The sequence below is a fragment of the Streptomyces sp. NPDC054813 genome, from assembly GCF_053611365.1.
On the sequence record NZ_JBSHAF010000035.1, the window covers coordinates 1 to 17,189 of the forward strand.

At 69.1% G+C, this 17,189-nt stretch carries 16 protein-coding genes; 12 read left to right on the forward strand and 4 right to left on the reverse strand.

Going from position 1 to position 17,189, the window contains the following annotated elements; translation table 11 throughout:
* Positions 1-90 precede the first annotated feature (90 nt).
* Together ACWGJB_RS44090 and ACWGJB_RS44095 are read right to left on the reverse strand one after the other, a co-directional pair.
* On the reverse strand, positions 91-1,104 hold the full coding sequence (locus tag ACWGJB_RS44090; protein ID WP_453385672.1) for a hypothetical protein: 1,014 nt from the start codon (positions 1,102-1,104) through the stop codon (positions 91-93).
* Positions 1,105-1,200: 96 nt separating this feature from the next.
* Positions 1,201-1,770 carry a TetR/AcrR family transcriptional regulator gene (locus ACWGJB_RS44095; protein ID WP_453385673.1) on the reverse strand — a complete coding sequence of 190 codons (570 nt, stop codon included), beginning with the start codon at positions 1,768-1,770 and terminating at the stop codon, positions 1,201-1,203.
* A 240-nt stretch (positions 1,771-2,010) separates the two neighbouring features.
* Between ACWGJB_RS44095 and ACWGJB_RS44100 the strand changes: the two genes are divergently transcribed.
* Positions 2,011-3,405, forward strand: coding sequence for a carboxypeptidase regulatory-like domain-containing protein (locus ACWGJB_RS44100; RefSeq protein ID WP_453385674.1), 1,395 nt, complete (start codon positions 2,011-2,013; stop codon positions 3,403-3,405).
* Between the two features lie 95 nt (positions 3,406-3,500).
* On the opposite strand, the gene ACWGJB_RS44105 is transcribed toward ACWGJB_RS44100, so the two are convergent.
* Positions 3,501-4,973 carry a beta-1,6-galactanase gene (locus ACWGJB_RS44105; protein ID WP_453385675.1) on the reverse strand — a complete coding sequence of 491 codons (1,473 nt, stop codon included), beginning with the start codon at positions 4,971-4,973 and terminating at the stop codon, positions 3,501-3,503.
* A gap of 264 nt (positions 4,974-5,237) precedes the next feature.
* Here ACWGJB_RS44105 and ACWGJB_RS44110 point away from each other — a divergent pair, with 264 nt between their 5' ends.
* From ACWGJB_RS44110 to ACWGJB_RS44150, 9 genes are all read left to right on the forward strand, one after another.
* Positions 5,238-6,002, forward strand: coding sequence for a class E sortase (locus ACWGJB_RS44110; RefSeq protein ID WP_453385676.1), 765 nt, complete (start codon positions 5,238-5,240; stop codon positions 6,000-6,002).
* 110 nt (positions 6,003-6,112) lie between these two features.
* The gene (locus tag ACWGJB_RS44115) at positions 6,113-6,424 is read left to right on the forward strand and encodes a hypothetical protein (protein WP_453385677.1); all 312 of its coding nucleotides are present in this window, start codon (positions 6,113-6,115) and stop codon (positions 6,422-6,424) included.
* Positions 6,425-6,431: 7 nt separating this feature from the next.
* Positions 6,432-10,781, forward strand: coding sequence for a DUF6531 domain-containing protein (locus tag ACWGJB_RS44120; RefSeq protein WP_453385678.1), 4,350 nt, complete (start codon positions 6,432-6,434; stop codon positions 10,779-10,781).
* 17 nt (positions 10,782-10,798) lie between these two features.
* Positions 10,799-11,599, forward strand: a complete 801-nt coding sequence (locus ACWGJB_RS44125; RefSeq protein ID WP_453385748.1) for a colicin immunity domain-containing protein — start codon at positions 10,799-10,801, stop codon at positions 11,597-11,599.
* A gap of 90 nt (positions 11,600-11,689) precedes the next feature.
* The gene (locus ACWGJB_RS44130) at positions 11,690-12,097 is read left to right on the forward strand and encodes a contact-dependent growth inhibition system immunity protein (protein WP_453385679.1); all 408 of its coding nucleotides are present in this window, start codon (positions 11,690-11,692) and stop codon (positions 12,095-12,097) included.
* A gap of 88 nt (positions 12,098-12,185) precedes the next feature.
* A complete protein-coding gene (locus ACWGJB_RS44135) occupies positions 12,186-13,031 on the forward strand; it encodes a hypothetical protein (protein ID WP_453385680.1) in 846 nt (281 codons plus the stop codon).
* A gap of 130 nt (positions 13,032-13,161) precedes the next feature.
* Complete coding sequence (locus ACWGJB_RS44140) at positions 13,162-13,863, forward strand: hypothetical protein (RefSeq protein ID WP_453385681.1); 702 nt, start codon at positions 13,162-13,164, stop codon at positions 13,861-13,863.
* A 76-nt stretch (positions 13,864-13,939) separates the two neighbouring features.
* A complete protein-coding gene (locus ACWGJB_RS44145) occupies positions 13,940-14,443 on the forward strand; it encodes an Imm50 family immunity protein (protein ID WP_453385682.1) in 504 nt (167 codons plus the stop codon).
* Positions 14,433-14,756 carry an Imm50 family immunity protein gene (locus tag ACWGJB_RS44150; RefSeq protein WP_453385683.1) on the forward strand — a complete coding sequence of 108 codons (324 nt, stop codon included), beginning with the start codon at positions 14,433-14,435 and terminating at the stop codon, positions 14,754-14,756. The genes ACWGJB_RS44145 and ACWGJB_RS44150 overlap by 11 nt, the downstream gene beginning before the upstream one ends.
* Before the next feature lie 42 nt (positions 14,757-14,798).
* On the opposite strand, the gene ACWGJB_RS44155 is transcribed toward ACWGJB_RS44150, so the two are convergent.
* Positions 14,799-16,217, reverse strand: coding sequence for an MFS transporter (locus ACWGJB_RS44155; RefSeq protein ID WP_453385684.1), 1,419 nt, complete (start codon positions 16,215-16,217; stop codon positions 14,799-14,801).
* 67 nt (positions 16,218-16,284) lie between these two features.
* On the opposite strand from ACWGJB_RS44155, the gene ACWGJB_RS44160 reads away from it, so the two are divergent.
* Both ACWGJB_RS44160 and ACWGJB_RS44165 read left to right on the forward strand, forming a co-directional pair.
* Positions 16,285-16,812 (forward strand): winged helix-turn-helix transcriptional regulator, encoded by a 528-nt coding sequence (locus tag ACWGJB_RS44160; protein WP_453385685.1) that lies wholly within the window; start codon positions 16,285-16,287, stop codon positions 16,810-16,812.
* 32 nt (positions 16,813-16,844) lie between these two features.
* Complete coding sequence (locus ACWGJB_RS44165) at positions 16,845-17,165, forward strand: DUF6412 domain-containing protein (RefSeq protein ID WP_453385686.1); 321 nt, start codon at positions 16,845-16,847, stop codon at positions 17,163-17,165.
* Positions 17,166-17,189: the final 24 nt, after the last annotated feature.

Sequence of the window (17,189 nt, forward strand, 5' to 3'; positions counted from 1 at the left end):
CGAGATACGCGCCGACCTTCATCTCGGCCTGCTCCAACTCGCCTGCAGCATCATCTGCTTGAGGCGACTCCGAACCTCATTCTGAAATGATCAGTAAGAGCCGTGGCAGGCGTCGTACGGCTGCGTCTCGCCGCACCAGCACTCCGACGTCCGCTGCGGAGGCCAGGCCACTGCCCGTCCGCGCGCCGCCAGCGTCGTCGCGTACTGCGGCAGCAGGGTCGTGTCGCCCGGGGATGAGCCCTCCGAGGCCGCGAAGGCCTCGTACGACGGGACCGTGGCCGTCACGATGCCCAGGTTGGCTGTGCCGGAGGCTGAGAGTTCGCGGAGGGACGACTCTATGGTCGCGAGGTGTTCGGGGTGGGACGGGTACTCCGTGGACAGGTCCGGGTAGGCGGAGAGGAGTTCTGTCAGTTCCTGGGCCGGCCAGTGCAGGACCGCCACCGGGAACGGGCGGGAGAGGGCCTCCCTGTAGGTGCCAAGCTCCGCACGCAACCGCGAAATCTCCGCCTCCAACTCCGCCGGGTTGTCCGAGCCCAGGGACCAGACGCGTTTCGGGTCGTGGAGTTCGTCCAGGGAGATCGAGGACGAGTGGAGGGTGTCCGCGCGGGCGTCCCAGTCGTCGTGGGGGAGGCCCAGCATGCGGCGGACCCGGTGGCGGCCGATCAGCACCGGGTGCGTGGCGTAGGGGGGTTCGGGGACGTCCGTCAGGAGGAGGGTCGCCGCCTCCGTGAACGTGTCGTGCGCCGCCTCGAGTTCGTCGTGGGATTCCAGGGACTCCGCGATGATCACCCAGGGGGCCGGGTCGCGGGGGGCGGTGGTGCGGATGCCGTCGATGATCGCTCGCGCCTCGGCCTCGTGGTCGTACTCCCACAGGTTCGACGCTTTGAGGGCGCGGACCAGCGGCGCGTTCTCCAGCATGTCCGGCGTGGACAGCAGGCGGTCGTAGAACGCGGTCGCGGCGGGGCGGGCGTCGGACAGTTCCAGGTGGGCCGCGGCCTGGAGGAGGAGGGCTTCGGCGTCCTCGGGGTACAGGTCGGCGGTCCGCTCCAGGCGTGCCGCTTCTGCGGTGTGGTCGACGTTCTCGGCAGGCGTGTCGGGGCGCATGGACGACACCGTACTGCCCATCGGTGACAAAGGAGAGAAGGGGACGGGGGGTAGTGGGGGGTAGAGAGGCGGGGTGGGGGTGGCGGGCGCGGTGGCTCAGTCGGCCTCCGTGACCGCGTCCCTGATGAGGCGGTCGGCGGCCGCGTCCGTGCGGGCGGCGTCGTGGGTGACCAAGCGGTCCTGGCACAGCCCGCGCAGGCCCGAGACGAGCAGGGTGGCCGCTGCCCGCGCCTGCTGCGGCGGATGACCCAGCCGCACATAGGCGGCGGCGATGGGGCTGATCATGATCTCGACGGTGTCGGCGGCGAGGTCGCCGTACTCCTCGGGGTCGGTGGTGGCCAGGCTGAGCAGTTGCAGCAGCATGCGGATCGGTCCGGACTGCTCGCCGGTGGTCATCGCCTGCCACAGGGCCTGGGCGGCCTCGCGCAGTCCAGCGCTGTCGTGGACCTCGTCGAACATCGCGTGGGCGTCGGGACGGCTGGCGGCCAGGGCCTGGGCCAGCAGGTTCTCTCGGCTGCCGAAGTAGTACAGAAGCATGCGCTTGGTGGTGCCGATCGACTCGGCGAGGGGGCTCAGTGACATCTGCGCGAGGCCATGGTGCTGGAGCTGGTGCACCACCTGCTTCAGCAACTCGGCGCGCTTTTCGGCATTGGCGGGACGAGGCACACCTTTGACTGTACCGATCGGTACGTGTACTGTCCAGTGGCGGTAGATGTGCCGATCGGTACGTTAATCGAGCGGTTGGCCGAGTGCCGGTCGTGGAAGGAGTGCCGTGAAGCTTGTCGCATCACGCGCGGAGTCGGACGAGGGGGTCGACGCCGTGATCTCGCCGCCCGTCCGGGAAGCGCAGTCGGCTCGCCGAGGCGCCCGCGGGGTGGCGCGAGAGGTGACTCAAGGGGTGGCTCGGTGAAGAAACACCGCATCGAGCGGCCGCAGCGCACCGCCGTTCCCTTGGCCAGGACCCTGCTGGAAACTTTGGCCGCCCCGCTCCTGCTCTTCCTCGGCCTGCTGGCCTGCTTCCCCACTGCCTTCCATGAGCCCCTGCCGAACGACGCGAAGATCGTGGTCGCCGGCCCGGCACTGGAAACCAAGATCGACGCCGCTCTGCAGGCGCAGCATCCCGGCTGGTTCGACGTGTCCGCCAGGGCGGACGCCCAGGGGGCCCGGCAGGCGGTGCTGGACCGGGACGCCGTGGCGGGCTACGCGGTCAAGGGAAAGCATCACGCCGTGCTGTACGTGGCCAAGGCCAACGGGGCGTCGCTGGAGCTGGCGTTGCAGAAGGGCTTCACCGCGCTCGCGGCGCACCAGCATCAGAAACTCACGGTCACGGACGTGGCACCCACCGTGCCCAAGGACGAGAACGGCACGACCCTGGTCTACCTCGGGGTCGCCTGGAACGTCCCCAGCTACATCATGGCCACGACCCTGCTGCGCGTGGTGCCCTTCAACCGTCGCAAGAAACTGCTGACGGCCGTGGGAACCGCCGCCGTCTTCAGCGCCCTGGGCTACTTCGTCGGCACACAGCTGGACTACCTCCCCCACGACCTCTCGGCCCTCGGGATCGCCTTCCTGCTCACCACGGCAGTGGCCACGTTCTCCCTCGGCATGGCGCCCTTCGTGAAGCAGGCCCTCCCCCTGGTGGGGCTGGGTCTGTACATCGTGCTGAGCGTTCCCACCAGCGGTGTCGTCCCGGTCTCGATGCTGCCGACGTTCTTCCAGGACCTGCACACCGTCATGCCGCTGGGCAACGCGGTCGACGCGCTGAGGGGGGCTCTGTACTTCGACGACACGGGGGTGCTCAAGCCGGTTCTCGTGCTGTGCGCGTGGATCGCGGCGGGTGCAGCCCTGCTGGGCCTCGACGCGTGGCGGCAACACCGTAGGATCGTGCGGCTGGAGGCGGAGGGCGAGGAGGAGTACGTTCCCGAGCCGCCGGTGGAGGACCCGGCCGTGGAGGCGCCCGTTCCCACCGCCCTTCCGGTCCATGAGCACCACTTCGGCGAGCAGTTGCCGATGCTGGAAGGCATCGTCTGCGACGACGAGCAGCAGCCCATCCGCCATGTCGCGGTGACCGTCATGGACACCGGCGGCCGGCAGTTGGTGCGGACCGCGACGAACGCGCGGGGCGAGTACGCCGTGACCGGCCTGCCCGAGGGATATGTCAGCGTGGTGGTCTCCCACCCCGGACGCAGCCCGCTGGTTCACCAGAAGCTGCTGCAGACCGGTGTGGCCGTCCGCAGCGACTTCATCCTGCACGACCGGCACAACGGAGCCCCGGCTCAACCGGTACTTCAGCGGAACTGACCCAGGGTTCGCGGGCGGCCGTCGCCGTCGCACACGCGCCACGAAGGGGAGGGGGCACGGCAGGCGCCGTACCCCCTCCCCTTCGCCGTGTTCTCCTAGATCGTCACCCCGTCGATCTGCAGTGTCTGTACCGCCTTCGCGGGGACCGACACCGCCACCGTCTTTCCTGAGACGTACGTGTCCGAGTACGCCTTGTACGCGTCGCCGCCCGTCGTCACCGTGTTCCAGCGCGGGACCAGGCCGCCCGTGCCGCCGGTCACCGTGGTGAAGCCGGAGAGGTTGAAGGTGAAGGTCTGGGCGGAGGCGGCGGTGTTGAGGGCGACTATCACCAGGCGCTTCGCCGAGCTGTCGTAGGCCGCCACCGCGTTGCTCACGCCCGTGTCCAGGATCCTCATCCCGGGGCGGATGTGACGGCTGAACTGCGCCATGACGTAGTACTTGGTGGTGACGGCGCCCGCCGCCAACGTGTTCGCGTCGTACGCGATCATCGCCCAGTTCGAGGACGGGTCCATGACCTGCCAGTAGACCCACGCGGTCGGGTGCAGCCAGCGGAAGTCGTAGAGGAGGTTGAAGGCGAGGGTGTAGCCGGTGCCGTCGTTGTCGCCGGTCTCTGAGTTCCAGAGGGCCTTGCCGGCCGTGGTGACGACGTCCGTGTAGAGAAGGTCGCGGCGGCCGCCCGAGCCCTGGTAGCCGTGGACGTTCACGCGGTCCACGTAGCCCTTGGTGGTTGAGGAGAAGGAGCTCCAGGTGGTGCGGGCCAGGTCGTAGCTCGTCTCGTCCGACGCCGAGATCTTCGTGCTCGTTAGGCCTCGGGTGTTCAACTCGCTTCGGAGGTAGGGGAGTACGGCTGCCTGGACCGTCGAGTCGATATGGCAGCCCTCCTGGGTGCCGGTCGCCGTCCACCAGGAGGACGAGGGCTCGTTGAAGGCCTCGACCGTCGCGAAGTTCACGCCCCAGTTGTTCTTGGCGTACAGGGCGACGGCGGCCAGGTGGGAGGCGTGCTGGCGGTAGTTCCAGGACTGGAGGTTGTTGCCGCCGCCGGCGGCGCCGGACGGGTTGTGGTTCGAACACATCCACCACATGGGGGAGTTGGCGAAGAGTTCGGCCGTCGCGCCGCGGTTCACCGCCTTCACGAGCATCGCGCGCTGGGTGGCGTCCGCGGTCCAGTCCCAGGCCGAGGAGGTGGGGTCCTCGTTGTTCCAGTCCTGCCAGTAGCCCTCGATCTGCTTGAACGCGGGGATGTTGGCGGAGGCCACCATGCTCTCGCCGTTCACGCTGTTCCAGCTGCACGCGCCCAGGTTGTAGCGGGCGATGTTCAGGCCCAGGCCGGGGAGCGAAGTGCTGTTGTAAGTCGTCGACTTGGTGGTGAAGAAGATGTCGGCGAAGTCGTCGCGGGCGCCGAAGACGTTCGCCCACCAGGCCAGTGAGGTGCCCCAGCCCTCCCAGGTGCCGTACGAGGTGGAAGGGCTGACGGCGATCGTGGCGTCGGCGCGGGCCGTGCCGGTGGCCAGGGCGCTGCCCAGGAGGCCGCCTCCCGCGGCGGCCAGGAGTGTTCTGCGTCGGATCATGGCTGCTTCTCAACCTCTCCGTTGCGGCTCAAGCACCGGTTCCCGGACCGGTGTTGACTCGTCCCCCCGCATGCCATGAGGAAGCATCGGGTGTGGCGTGTGAGGTTGTCGAGGGTTGCGACAGTGCTTTCTAAAACCCGTGGAGGAAGTGATCGCGGGGAGGAGCTGCGGCAGGAGGCCCTACGGCTCTGGTGACTTGGCCGCGGTCGTCCTATCGTGCGGGCCCAACCGGGGGTCGGCGGGAGGTGTGCGGTGCGGCGGGTCGTGGGGCACGATGACCGGCGGTGGCGGGCTCGGCGACGGCGGGTGCTGTGGACCGGGGGTGAACTCCTCGTCACCGTGGGCGTGGTGCTCATGCTCCTTGTCGTGCACCAGTTGTGGTGGACCAACCGGGAGGCCAGGCAGGGCGCCGCGCGGAAGGTGGAGGCGCTGGAGCGGGAGTGGGGCGGCTCCGGCGGGTCCGGGGACCTGGGCAGCGAAGCGAAGGGCGACTCCGTTACGACCGGCTCCTCGTCGTCGTCCGCCCGTTCCGGTGCCGGCCGGCGGCAGTCGTCGTACACCACCCGGGTCGTCGCCTCCCAGGCCTACGCGATCCTCGTCATCCCCCGGCTCGGCCTCCGTGTCCCGGTCGCGGAGGGCGTCAGCAAGCCGAACGTGCTCAACCACGGGTACGTCGGGCACTACCCCGGCACCCAACAGCCGGGCCAGGCGGGCAACTTCGCGCTCGCCGGGCACAGGAACACGCACGGGGAGCCGTTCCGGTACCTTCCACGGCTCCGGCGCGAGGACACCATCGAGGTCGAGACCATGGCGGCGACCTACACGTACACCGTGGACCAGATCCTGCCGCAGACCTCGTCCCGTGACTCGGGGGTGATCCGGGCCGTACCGCGGTCGATCGTGAAGCCGTCGTACGGGTACCGGGAGCCCGGCTACTACATCACCCTCACCACCTGCACGCCCGAGTTCACCTCGCGGTACCGGATGGCGGTGTGGGGGAAGTTGGTGTCGATGCGGCCGCGGGGGTAGCCCGCTCGCGGTCTTTGCCGTCCCTTGGTTCTGTCCATACCTTCCGCATAACCGCCCTCCATAGTCTCTTGGGTTGGCATGTGCACAACGTGAATACGGGGGTGGGCGGCATGTCGGACCTGAAGAAAGAAGCCGCGTCCATGCACAAGGCGGCCTCGGGGCTGCGGGGCGTGGGGCATCACACGGCGAAGCCGTTGCAGCAGTTCGAGGCGCAGTCCCATGACCTGGGTGCGCTGGGGGCGCTGGGCTCGCTGCTGGGGGCGAAGGGTGAGATAGAGCAGGGCATGACCACCCTGGCCAAGCTGACCCGGCAGCTGGGTGAGGAGTGGGATGCGGAGGCGAGGCTGATCGGTGAGGTGTCCGACGCCTTCGATCTGCTGGACGTGCTGATCGCGGCCGCGGCCCAGGAAAAGAAGGGCTGATCAGGGCGTGGTCGACCTCAACCCTTTGCACTACATCAGCAAGTTCAACCACATGTTCGGCGACTCGGTCGCCAGTGGGCTTGAGTTCCTGGGCATCTCGGATCCGGCGGTGGACCCGGACGGGGTGCGGGAGATCGCGAAGAAGTGGCGGAGTCTGGCCTCGGGACTGGACGACGCGGCCACGGCCGCCGAGCGGTCGCTGCGGGGCGTGGAGTGGGAGGGCAAGACCGCCAAGGCGTTCGACAAGCGTTCCAAGGCGGCCCGTAAGCAGGCCACGGAGATGGCGCACGCGCTGCGTGAGGGTGCCAAGGCGCTGGACGACTTCGCGGACAAGGCGCACGAGTTGCTGTCCGAGATCGGCGTGATGCTCGCGGAGATCGCCGAGTTCGAGATCGCGGGACTGGCGCTGTCGGTGCTGACCGCGGGCGCCTCGGACGTGGCCGCCACCCTGATGGCGGGCGAGCGGGCGCTGAAGGTGGTGGCGCTGGTCGGTCGGATCGAGGAGGAGGGCACCGCCCTCGGTACCGCCGTGCGCGGGATCATGGAGGTCATCCGGGGGGTGGAGCGGGCGCTGAAGGCGCTCAAGGAGATCCGCGGGGTCGCCGCGGTGGCCAAGCTGGCCAAGGAAGGTGCGACGTTCACTGCGTTCAGCACGCTGCTGGAGGATCCGGGCGCGTTCAAGGACCCGGAGAAGCTGGCGGGCATCCTCGCCGAGGGCGCGGTGATGGGCGTCGGGTTCGGGGTGCTGGGCAAGGCGCTGGGCAAGGGGTTGAAGGCGCTCAAGCCCTCCGAACTCGCCAAGCTGAGCAAGGCATTGAAGCTGGACGGCTCCGGCTTGTCCCGGTTGAAGCTTCGGCCCGATGAGTGGGAGAAACTGCCGGCCGGCATCCGCAATGCCTTGAAGGAATGCGAGCGCGACCCGATCGACGTGGCCACGGGCGACATGCTGCTGCCCCAGGTGGACGTCGACCTGCCGGGTGCCCTGCCGCTGGTCCTGGAGCGCACGCACCTTTCCTCCTATCGGTGGGGTGGCTGGTTCGGTCCCTCCTGGGCATCCACGCTCGACCAGCGTCTCCAGGCCGATGACGAGGGAGTCGTCTACACGACCTCCGACGGGGCCCGGCTGGTCTACCCGCTGCCCGACCTTGAGAGCGAAGGTCCCGTCTTCCCTGAGTTCGGCCCGAGACTGCCCTTGACCTGGGACCGCGCCATCGACGGTGGCCTGCGCGTGGCCGATCCGGACAGTGGGCTGAGTTACGTGTTCCACAGCCCACGCCCCACGGATGACGGCGAAGCGGTCGATCTGCCCCTCCAGATGATCGTCGACCGCAACGGACAGCACATCACCGTGCACTATGCGGCCGACGGCACACCGACCGCGGTCGTCCATTCCGGCGGCCACCACATTGCCCTCGACCGCCATCCAAGCCTGCCCCGCATCAGCCGACTCCGTCTGGTGGACAACGAGCGCATCGACGGCCAGGGCACTGTCCTGGTCTCCTACGGCTACAACGAGGACGGTCATCTGTCGGAGGTCACGAACTCCTCCGGAACGCCACTTCACTTCACTTACGACGATGCCGGACGGATCACCTCCTGGACCGACCGCAACAGGACCGCCTACACGTATGCCTACGACGAGCGGGGCCGGGTGGTCCGCACCGAGGGCAGTGACGGCTTCCTGGCCGGGACGCTCGACTACGACGAACACACCCGCACCACGACCGTCACCGACTCGCTCGGACACGTCACGCGCTACGAGCACAACGAGGCATACCGCCTCCTCCGCAAAACCGATTCCCTCGGCCACGTCACCCATCAGGAATGGGATGCCGGGTACCGGCTCGCCGCGATCACCGATTCTCTCGGTCGCACCACCCGCTATGCGTACGACGAGCACGGGCAGCCGGTCTCCGTCGTCCGTCCGGACGGCCACGCGACCTACGTCGCCTACAACGACCTGGGCCTGCCCCTGCGGGTGACCACCCCGGCCGGCGCCGTCTGGCAGTACGAGTACGACGAGCACGGCAACCGCACAGCCGCCGCCGACCCGTCTGGCGCCGCAACCCGCTATACGTACGACAGAGCAGGACACCTCACCTCCGTCACCGATCCGCTCGGTCACACCACGCGGGTCCGCAGCAACCGCGCTGGGCTGCCCGTCGAGATCACCGATCCGGTCGGAGCGGTCACCCGCTATGCACGCGACGCCTTGGGCCATCCCGTCACCATCACCGACCCGCTCGGCCAGGCAACACATCTTGAGTGGACGGCCGAGGGCCACCTCACACGCCGGACCGATCACGTCGGGGCCACCGAATCGTGGACCTACGACGGCGAAGGCAACTGCACCAGCCACACCAATGCGGCAGGTGCCGTCTCCCGTTTCGAGTACACCCACTTCGACCTCGTCGCGGCCCGGACCGGCCCCGACGGCGCTCGCTACGAGTTCACGCACGACACGGAGCTGCAGCTCGCCAAGGTCACCAACCCCCAGGGGCTGACCTGGAGTTACTCCTACGACCCGGCCGGGCGTCCGACCTCGGAGACGGACTTCGACGGCCGCACCGTCACCTACACCCACGACGTGGCGGACCGGCTGACGTCCCGCACCAACCCACTCGGCCAGACCGTCGACTACGAGTACGACGTCCTGGATCAGGTCAGCCGCAAGGACGCTGACGGGACGGTCACCACCTTCACCTACGACCTCTCGGGTCAGCTCGTCGAGGCGGCAACCCCGGAAGCGGCCCTCTCGCTGCGCCGCGACGTCCTGGGGCGGCCGACAGCCGAGACCTTGAACGGCCTTACCACCACGTACAGCTACGACAGATTGGGGCGCCGTGCGACCCGCACCACGCCCAGTGGCGCGACGAGCTCCTGGACCTACGACGCCGCAGGCCGCCCCACAGAGCTCACGACCGCGGGCCGGACCCTCAGTTTTGCCCATGACGCTGCGGGCCGCGAGATCACCCGACGTCTGAGCGATGCGCTGACCATTGCGAGCGTCTTCGACGGCCTCGGCCGTCTCAGCGAGCAGTCGGTTACGGGTGCTGAGGGCCGGCTGCTACAGCGGCGCGCCTACGCTTACAGCCTCGGCGGTGACATCGTCCGTCTCGATGACCAGATCAGAGGCATCCGTCACTTCGGCCTCGACCCCGTCGGCCGTGTCACCACCGTCACCGCGGACGGCTGGAGCGAAAACTACGCCTATGACACGGCGGGCAATCAGGTCGCCGCCTCGTGGCCGGACACCCACCCCGGTGGAGACGCGATCGGGCCGCGCACCTACAGCGGCACCGCCATCACCCGTGCCGGAAACGTCCGTTACGAACACGATGCGGCCGGCCGTATCACCCTGCGTCACAAGACACGTCTGTCCCGTAAGCCGGACAACTGGCGCTACACCTGGGACGCCGAAGACCGGCTCACGTCGGTCACCACACCGGACGGCACGGTCTGGCGGTACATCTACGATCCCCTCGGCCGCCGCACCGCGAAGCTGCGCATGGCTCCGGACGGCGCGACGATCACCGAACAGATCACGTACGCGTGGGACGACACGACTCTCTGTGAACAGACCACGGTGTCAGAGGCGCGCCCTCATCCCGTCACTCTCACCTGGCACCACGACGGTCGGACTCCCCTCGCCCAGGTCGAGCGCATCACCGCAGCCGACGCGCCACAACACGAAATCGACTCCCGCTTCTTCACCATCGTCACCGACCTCGTCGGCACTCCCACCGAACTCGTCGACGAGCACGGCACGATCGCCTGGCACGCCATCACCAGCCTGTGGGGATCGACGGCATGGAACCGCGACGCCACCGGGTACACACCACTGCGCTTCCCGGGGCAGTACCACGACCCTGAGACCGGCCTCCACTACAACTACTTCCGCCACTACGACCCCGAGACCGGCCGCTACCTCACACCTGACCCTCTCGGACTGACGCCGTCCCCCAACCCCGTCAGCTACGTCCACAACCCCCTCACCTGGACCGACCCTCTCGGACTCGCGCCATGCCCCAAGGCTCTCTGGGAGCAGAAGGCCGACTTCAGCAGCCAGAAGGTGCTGAGCAAGAAGTTCGACAAACACGCCGGAGACTTCGGCGTCACCGGCAATCGCAGCGGACAGACAATGAAGCAGTTCACACAGAACATGAGAAGCCACATACTCGCCGGCGACACGAAGATCTACCGTTTCAACTACCGGAACCAGGGTCAGGCCGTCGGGTTCATAGATCCGGGAACGAAGAAGATGGTCATGCTGCACACCGACGGAAAATTCTGGTCAGCATGGAAACTGGGCGACAAACAGTTCCAGAGCATCATTGACAAGGGATTCCTGACATAGAACGCCACGTGACGAACATGAAGAACCGTGACCTGATCCAGACGGTCCTGTCCGCTGACGGGGACTTCAGCAGCGACTGGCTGGCTTCCGCAGGCGGCAAAGTCGTCGTGCCCCTCCCCGTGCACGCCGGTCTGAGCCGCCCTACAGCTCTGCGCGTCGTGGCTGGCGCGCGGGAAGCAGGAGCCATGGCCGTCCTCGCCGCCTCGCTCGCCCCCGAGCGCCGCGACATCCAGGTGACGGAAGCCCCTCTCAGCACGGACGAACTTCTGGCTCTCGCTTCCCGCATGCAGGAGGGCTCCGAACTACTCCTGGCGGCCGACAATCTCCACGGCGCATTGCTGCCCAAGGCCGGGTACGCACTCCTCGCGGGGACGGCGCAGTTCATGCGCGGCGCGCTGTCCGAGGGCCCCGACAAGGCCAAGGCCGATTTCGGGCGGTACGCCCGGACGACACGGTCCGAACAACCGCACATCGTGGGAGTGGCTGCTGACTTCCCCCCACTGACCAGGGCATGGAAGTCCCCCGCCGACATCCCTGTGGACAGCCACACGGGACGGCAACTGACGCTGATGCGGGCACTCCTGGAGGATGCCGTCGACGGACCGGCCTATGCCCGCCAGTGGCTTGCCGAACGCCGCAACGCCATGGAAGCAGGAGAGCGTGTGAGCGACGCGATCGCCGGCGCGCTGGACGAGGTCTTCTACGCGCTGGAGGACTACACCATCGACCCGAGCCTCCGGGACGATGACGACCTGACCGACGGAGAACTGCGACAACACGTGGCAGACGCTCTGAGGCGACTTCGTGCTCTCAAGTGAGACCAGGCAAGGACGGGCCACCGCTGTCCGGCTGGCTCTCCGGTAGGCGCCGGCCGGACACGGCAGTTCCGCAGACGAAAGGACCAATGGGTGTTTCAGTCCTTTGACCGCGCCAAGTCCCTTGAGCAACTGGACGGCGAGCGCTGGGGCGACCCGCCGGCGGACACGACCTCACTGGTCAGGACTGTCCACGAGTGGCGGCGACGACCCGTTGGCACTCTGGAACCCCATGAGCTGGGCCGCTTGATCGGCCAGGACGTGGGCTTGCCGTGGCTTCTTCCGCTCGCCGTGGAGATCCTTCGGGACAAGGCGGCCGCGGGTGGCTTCATCGACGGCGACCTGCTGTACGCGGTGGTGACGAGGAGCCCGGTGGTGTGGGCGGACCGTCCCGAACTCGCCCGCGAACTCAAAACGGCCGTGGCCCTGATTGCCGAGCTGTCGAATTATGTGAAACCGGATGTGGAGAATTTCCTTGCCTCGCTTCCCGAAGGGAGCTAGGAGGGTGGGTTTCGCGAGCTGTTCGATTCCCGGACGGCGCGAAAGGATGCACAAGCACTGAGGCCTCGTCGCTCCACCAAGGACACTCATGCCCCACACCACGCCTCCCCGCCCCCTGGACATCGAGGCGGAGTTTCCCGAGCTGGCCGGTCACCGGAAGACCGCCACGCGGCTGCATCCGCGTCCCGGTGCGTCCGGGCCCGACCGGAATTCCGTCGGCGGTCCGTTTCTGTGGCCCGTCGGCGAGGCATGGCCCGTATGCCGGGAGCCTCACCCCCGTGGCCGGGGCCGGCGGATCGAGGATGTCCACGAGGAGCGGCGGGTGCTCGCGGAAGCCTGGCGCGACGGGCATGCCGGTCCTACGGAGGAGGAGCGGGCCCTGCTTGCCTTGCTTGAGCGGGAGCATCGGGTGCCCGGCCTCCAGGACACCGACCCGGTGCCGCTCCTGCCCGTCGCCCAGCTCTTCGTGCGGGACGTTCCCGGGCTCGTCGTTCCCGAGGGCCGCGATCTGCTTCAGGTCCTGTGGTGTCCGTTCGGCGCCCACGGGGAACAGGCGGCTCCCGGTGTCCATCTGCGCTGGCGTACCGGCGCCGCGTGCGTGCCGTTCCCCGATCCGCCGCGGCCGGCGGTGGTGGGGGACGAGGGATACGTACCGGAACCCTGTGTGCTCGACCCGGAGCAGGTCACGGAGCACCAGTGGGCCGAGCTGCTGCCCGAGGACCTGCGGCTGCGCATCGAGGAATGGGAGGAGGCGCTGTGGGAGGAGGCGGACGAGAACGGTGACGACGCGGACGACGCCCTGTCCTACGACGGCGACTTCGCCGTGGCTCCCGGCTGGAAGGTGGGCGGCTTCGCGCGCTGGGGTGTGACGGGTCCCCAGGAGCTGGTCTGTTCCCCCCGCGCACGAACACCGCGTCAGCCTTCAGTGAGGTGAGCCGGCAGGAGCGGTCAGGTGGGCGGACCGGGTGCCGGATCCTCGTCTGCATGAGTGTGGCCGCCCGTCAGTAAGGTGGGCCAGACGAAGGTCACCGACGACGCGTCCGCACGGGGATACCGGAGAGACAGTGGACAACCCTTTCGCCCCGCCTCCTCCTTCCGACAACGGGCGTTTACCTGCCTGGTCCGAGCTTGACGAGTATCTGTGGCACTCGTGCGACATCGTCGCCGACCTGATCGAGAGGCGGATCGATCGGCGTCCGCTGGTCGCCACCGTCGCCCGGCTCGAACCCGGTGACCGCGCACTGGCCGTCGGCCCTGCGCAGCGTCTGACCTGGAGGGCTGTCGGCAACGGCCGCTACGCGCACCAGAACGTTGTCGCCTTCGGCAGTCCCGCGTTCGTGATCGGCAGCATGGTCGGCTCGGCGATCGGCAACTCCGCCCGGCGCCGCGCCGCGGCCGACGACGCCCAACCCCGCTGGACGGCTGACGGATCCGGCGAAATCACCGTCACCGCCCGCAAGGTCTACTTCGGCCACCCGCAGTGTCCGCTCGACCTCGCCTGGGGTGGCCTCGACACCATCGACCTCGTCGCACCGGACGTCTTCCAGACCAGCTTCCAGAACATCAACAACGGCCGGTACACGACGGTCCAGCTCCGCACACCGTGGGCGTCTCTGCTGTTCGTCCTGGCCGCGATCACGGCGTTCCCCGCCCACCCACGGTTGCTGGGGCGAGGCTGGCTTCCGCCGGACTTCGAGAGCCGATGCACACAGATCGGCCGACCATGCCGCCCGGCAGCCCGCCTCCTGCTGGAGAGGACCGTTTGATCCGCGCGTACGTCGACAGCGTCGAAGCCTTCCGGCACAGACCGCTGTCTGAGATCTCCGAGGAGGGTGCGGTCTCGTGGCCCTCGACGACCACCTCGTGAATCCGCAGGTACTGCGGTCCCTCTACGGGGAGGGGCTCCCCGATGCGCTGGCCGGTGTACGGATCCGTTCCGTCAACCTCAACTGGCGTGGGCCGACCGTGCGGTTGCGGGTCGATCTGCCGGGGTTCCCGCGGACGCCGCCCGCGGAGTGGGGCGATGCCGACACCGTGCAGTGCCAGTTGGAGTTCCTCGCCGTGGAGCCGATCGCGGTGGCGGAGTGGGCGCCGCCGGTGCTCGGGGACGTGCGGATGGTGCGGGCCGGGGACGACGGTGCGCGGCGGATGCGGGTCGAGGTGGTGGGGCGAGGCGTGGATCTGCGGTTCGAGTGCTATGAGAGGGCGACCGTTCGGCATGTGAGTGCGTTCCGACGCGGGGACGCTGGGGACGGCGGCGGACCTCATCGGTTCGTCAGCAAGGTCGACTCACGGCTTCACGCCTTCCTTCCCGCCACCGATGAGAAGACCTTTTATGAGCGCTGACTGGCGGGAGGTCCTCGATGCTTACGACTGGTCCCTGTCCTACGTCCATCTCGACGAGCGCGAGGACTCGGTGACCCTCGGGTTCGAGCGGAGGGCGGGCGGTGAGGGGTTCGCATTCCACGTGGTGTTCACGGGAGTCGAGGGCGCGCGGGTCACCGGGTGGGGGGCCACGGAGGCCCAGCAGGTGCGTGTGTCCGGGGTGGAGGAGGGCGGGTACGACGTGCTGCTCGGGCGGGAGGAGTCCGGGATCCGGTTCCGGGCCGCCGGGGCCCGGCTCGGTGCCCGCCGTTCCGGTCCGGTGGGGGCCGACTAGGCGGGCGCCGACGACGCCCCGAGCCCTGTCGTACCGCCGCCTCTAGCGTTCCCGCTCCCGCAGCCCCAGCACCGCCCCCGCCGCGAGCAGCGCCAGCCCCGCCGACACCGCGAGGGCGATGTTCGCGCCGTGGCCCGGGCCGCCGCTCGACGAGGTCACGATGGCGATAGTCAGGGCGACGCCCGCGCAGGAGCCGATGTAGCGGAAAGTCTGCTGGGCGCCGGAGCCCATGGCGGCACGGGCGACCGGGACCGATTCGACCGAGAGCAGGGGCAGGGCGGCGTTCAGGAGGCCGCTGCCGATGCCGCCCAGGACCAGGCCCGGCAGCAGGCGTTGCCAGGAGCCCGAGTCGATGGCGCCGAGCATGGTCAGGACGCCGGCCGCGTGCAGGGTGAAGCCGACCGCCAGCTGCCGGCGGGGCGGGACGCGGCCGGCCAGACGCTTGGCCTGGAGCGCCACCGCGAAGGACAGGCCCGACCAGAGCAGGAACAGCCACGCCGTGTCCAGCGGAGTCAGGCCGAGCACCTGCTGGAACAGGACCGGCAGGAAGCTGAAGAGGCCGATCACCGCGAAGCCCGTGAACAGGCCGCCGGCGGAGGAGGCCAGGAAGCTCGGGCGGCGCAGCAGGCTCAGGTCGATCATGGGGGTCGTGGTGCGGCGCTCCACCAGGACGAAGACGGCCATGAGGACCACCGCGGCCAGGAACAGCAGGCCCACCTCGGACCGCAGCCAGCCGTCCCGGCCCAGGGTGAGCGCGGCCACCAGGGAGACCAGCGCCAGGCCGAAGGTGAGGGCGCCCAGGATGTCGGGGCGGCCGCCCCTCGGTGAGCGGGATTCGGTGAGCGCCCGTGGTGACAGGGCCGCCACCAGCAGCGTCGCCGCGGCCAGGACGGCGTAGGCCACCCGCCAGTTGGGCAGCACGGCCGCCAGCAGCGGGCCCGTCGCGATACCGCCGCTGACGAACGCGCCCCACACGCCCGTCGCGTGCAGCCGGCCGCGTGGGCTCGGGAAGGCGTGCACCAGCAGGCCGAGGCTGCTCGCCAGGATCGCCGCACTGGCCGCGCCCTGGGCGATACGGGCCAGCGTGAACGGCCAGGTGGAGTCGGTCAACGCGCCGAGGGCGGTGGTGATGCCCAGCGTCAGCGTGCCGAGCAGGAAGATCCGGCGGCGGCCGAAGTCGTCGGCGAGGCTGCCGGCCACCAGGAGGAGGGCGGCCAGGCCGAGCGGGGTGCCGTTGATCAGCCAGGCCTGGGCGGAGAGCGGGGTGTGCAGGTCGGCCGCGGTGTCGCGGAGGGTGACCACGGGCGCGGTGTACGTCATCAGGCTCACGGCGGTGGCCGCGCTGGTCAGGGCCAGGGTGGCGCGGGCCTGGGGCGTCGTGTCGGGGTGGGGTGCCGCGGGCTTGTGCCGGGCACTCGGCGCTTCGACCCCAGTGAGGGTTCGTTCATTGAACTCAGCCATGGTGGTACCGTAGCACGGTAGGTTCGATGACTGAACCTACGATCGGGGAGCTGACTAAGGTGGTCCCATGGCACTGGGCAAGGACTATGTGACGCAGGAGTGCTCGATCGCCCGCGCGCTGGAGGTCGTCGGCGAGCGCTGGACGCTGCTCGTCGTCCGCGACGCGCTCTACGGCGTCCGGCGCTACAACGACTTCCTCGTCCACCTCGGTATCCCGCGCGCCGTCCTGTCGGCCCGCCTCAAGACGCTCACCGAGGAGGGCATCCTGGAGAAGCGCCGGTACCAGGAGTCGCCGCCCCGGGACGAGTACGTCATCACCGAGCGCGGGACCGAGCTGTGGCCCGCCCTGCGTGCCCTCGCCGTCTGGGGGCGCGAGCACCTCATGGACCGCCGGCTGCGCTACTTCCGGCACGTGGACTGCGGCACCGAACTCGGTTCGTACGGCGAATGTCCCGCGTGCGGAACCGTCGTGCCCGTCGCCGACGTTCTCATTACGCCGGGACCGGGACTCGACCCCGCCCCGGCGGATCCGGTCAGCCGGGCGCTTCTGAAGCCCAAGAGGCTCCTGGAGCCGCTGGAAACCGATCATGTATAAACGGCAGTGACCACGGGGAGGGGGGAACGGGCATGCGTGTGAACAGCCGCTGGATGCCGCCGCCCCGTCCTGCCGCCGTCCTGCTGCTTCTCCTGCTCGACCTCCTGCTGCTCGACTCCGGCAGCCTCTTCACCACCGTCGCGCTCGCCGCGACCGCCGCCGTCGGCTCGGCCCTCGCCGTCGCCGCCTTCCGCGCCGCGCGCTCCGCACCCGCCGTGCCGCCCACCCGGGTCCGTACGGCGATACGCGACCGGGCCCGGCGTACCGCCTTCCTGCCGCAACGCGACCCGGACGCCAAGGGCCGCAGCCGCCCCCGAGCCCCCGGGCACGCCCTCCAGGCGACCACCGCGTAGGACATCCGTGGCACCCGTCCGGGG

Excerpts from the sequence above, each read along its gene's own strand:
- ACWGJB_RS44125 (WP_453385748.1), top strand. The coding sequence starts at position 10,799 with ATGAAGAACCGTGACCTGATCCAGACGGTCCTGTCCGCTGACGGGGAC.
- ACWGJB_RS44160 (WP_453385685.1), top strand. The coding sequence starts at position 16,285 with ATGGCACTGGGCAAGGACTATGTGACGCAGGAGTGCTCGATCGCCCGC.
- ACWGJB_RS44135 (WP_453385680.1), top strand. The coding sequence starts at position 12,186 with ATGCCCCACACCACGCCTCCCCGCCCCCTGGACATCGAGGCGGAGTTT.
- ACWGJB_RS44105 (WP_453385675.1), bottom strand. The coding sequence starts at position 4,973 with ATGATCCGACGCAGAACACTCCTGGCCGCCGCGGGAGGCGGCCTCCTG.
- ACWGJB_RS44150 (WP_453385683.1), top strand. The coding sequence starts at position 14,433 with ATGAGCGCTGACTGGCGGGAGGTCCTCGATGCTTACGACTGGTCCCTG.
- ACWGJB_RS44115 (WP_453385677.1), top strand. The coding sequence starts at position 6,113 with ATGTCGGACCTGAAGAAAGAAGCCGCGTCCATGCACAAGGCGGCCTCG.
- ACWGJB_RS44165 (WP_453385686.1), top strand. The coding sequence starts at position 16,845 with ATGCGTGTGAACAGCCGCTGGATGCCGCCGCCCCGTCCTGCCGCCGTC.
- ACWGJB_RS44155 (WP_453385684.1), bottom strand. The coding sequence starts at position 16,217 with ATGGCTGAGTTCAATGAACGAACCCTCACTGGGGTCGAAGCGCCGAGT.
- ACWGJB_RS44090 (WP_453385672.1), bottom strand. The coding sequence starts at position 1,104 with ATGCGCCCCGACACGCCTGCCGAGAACGTCGACCACACCGCAGAAGCG.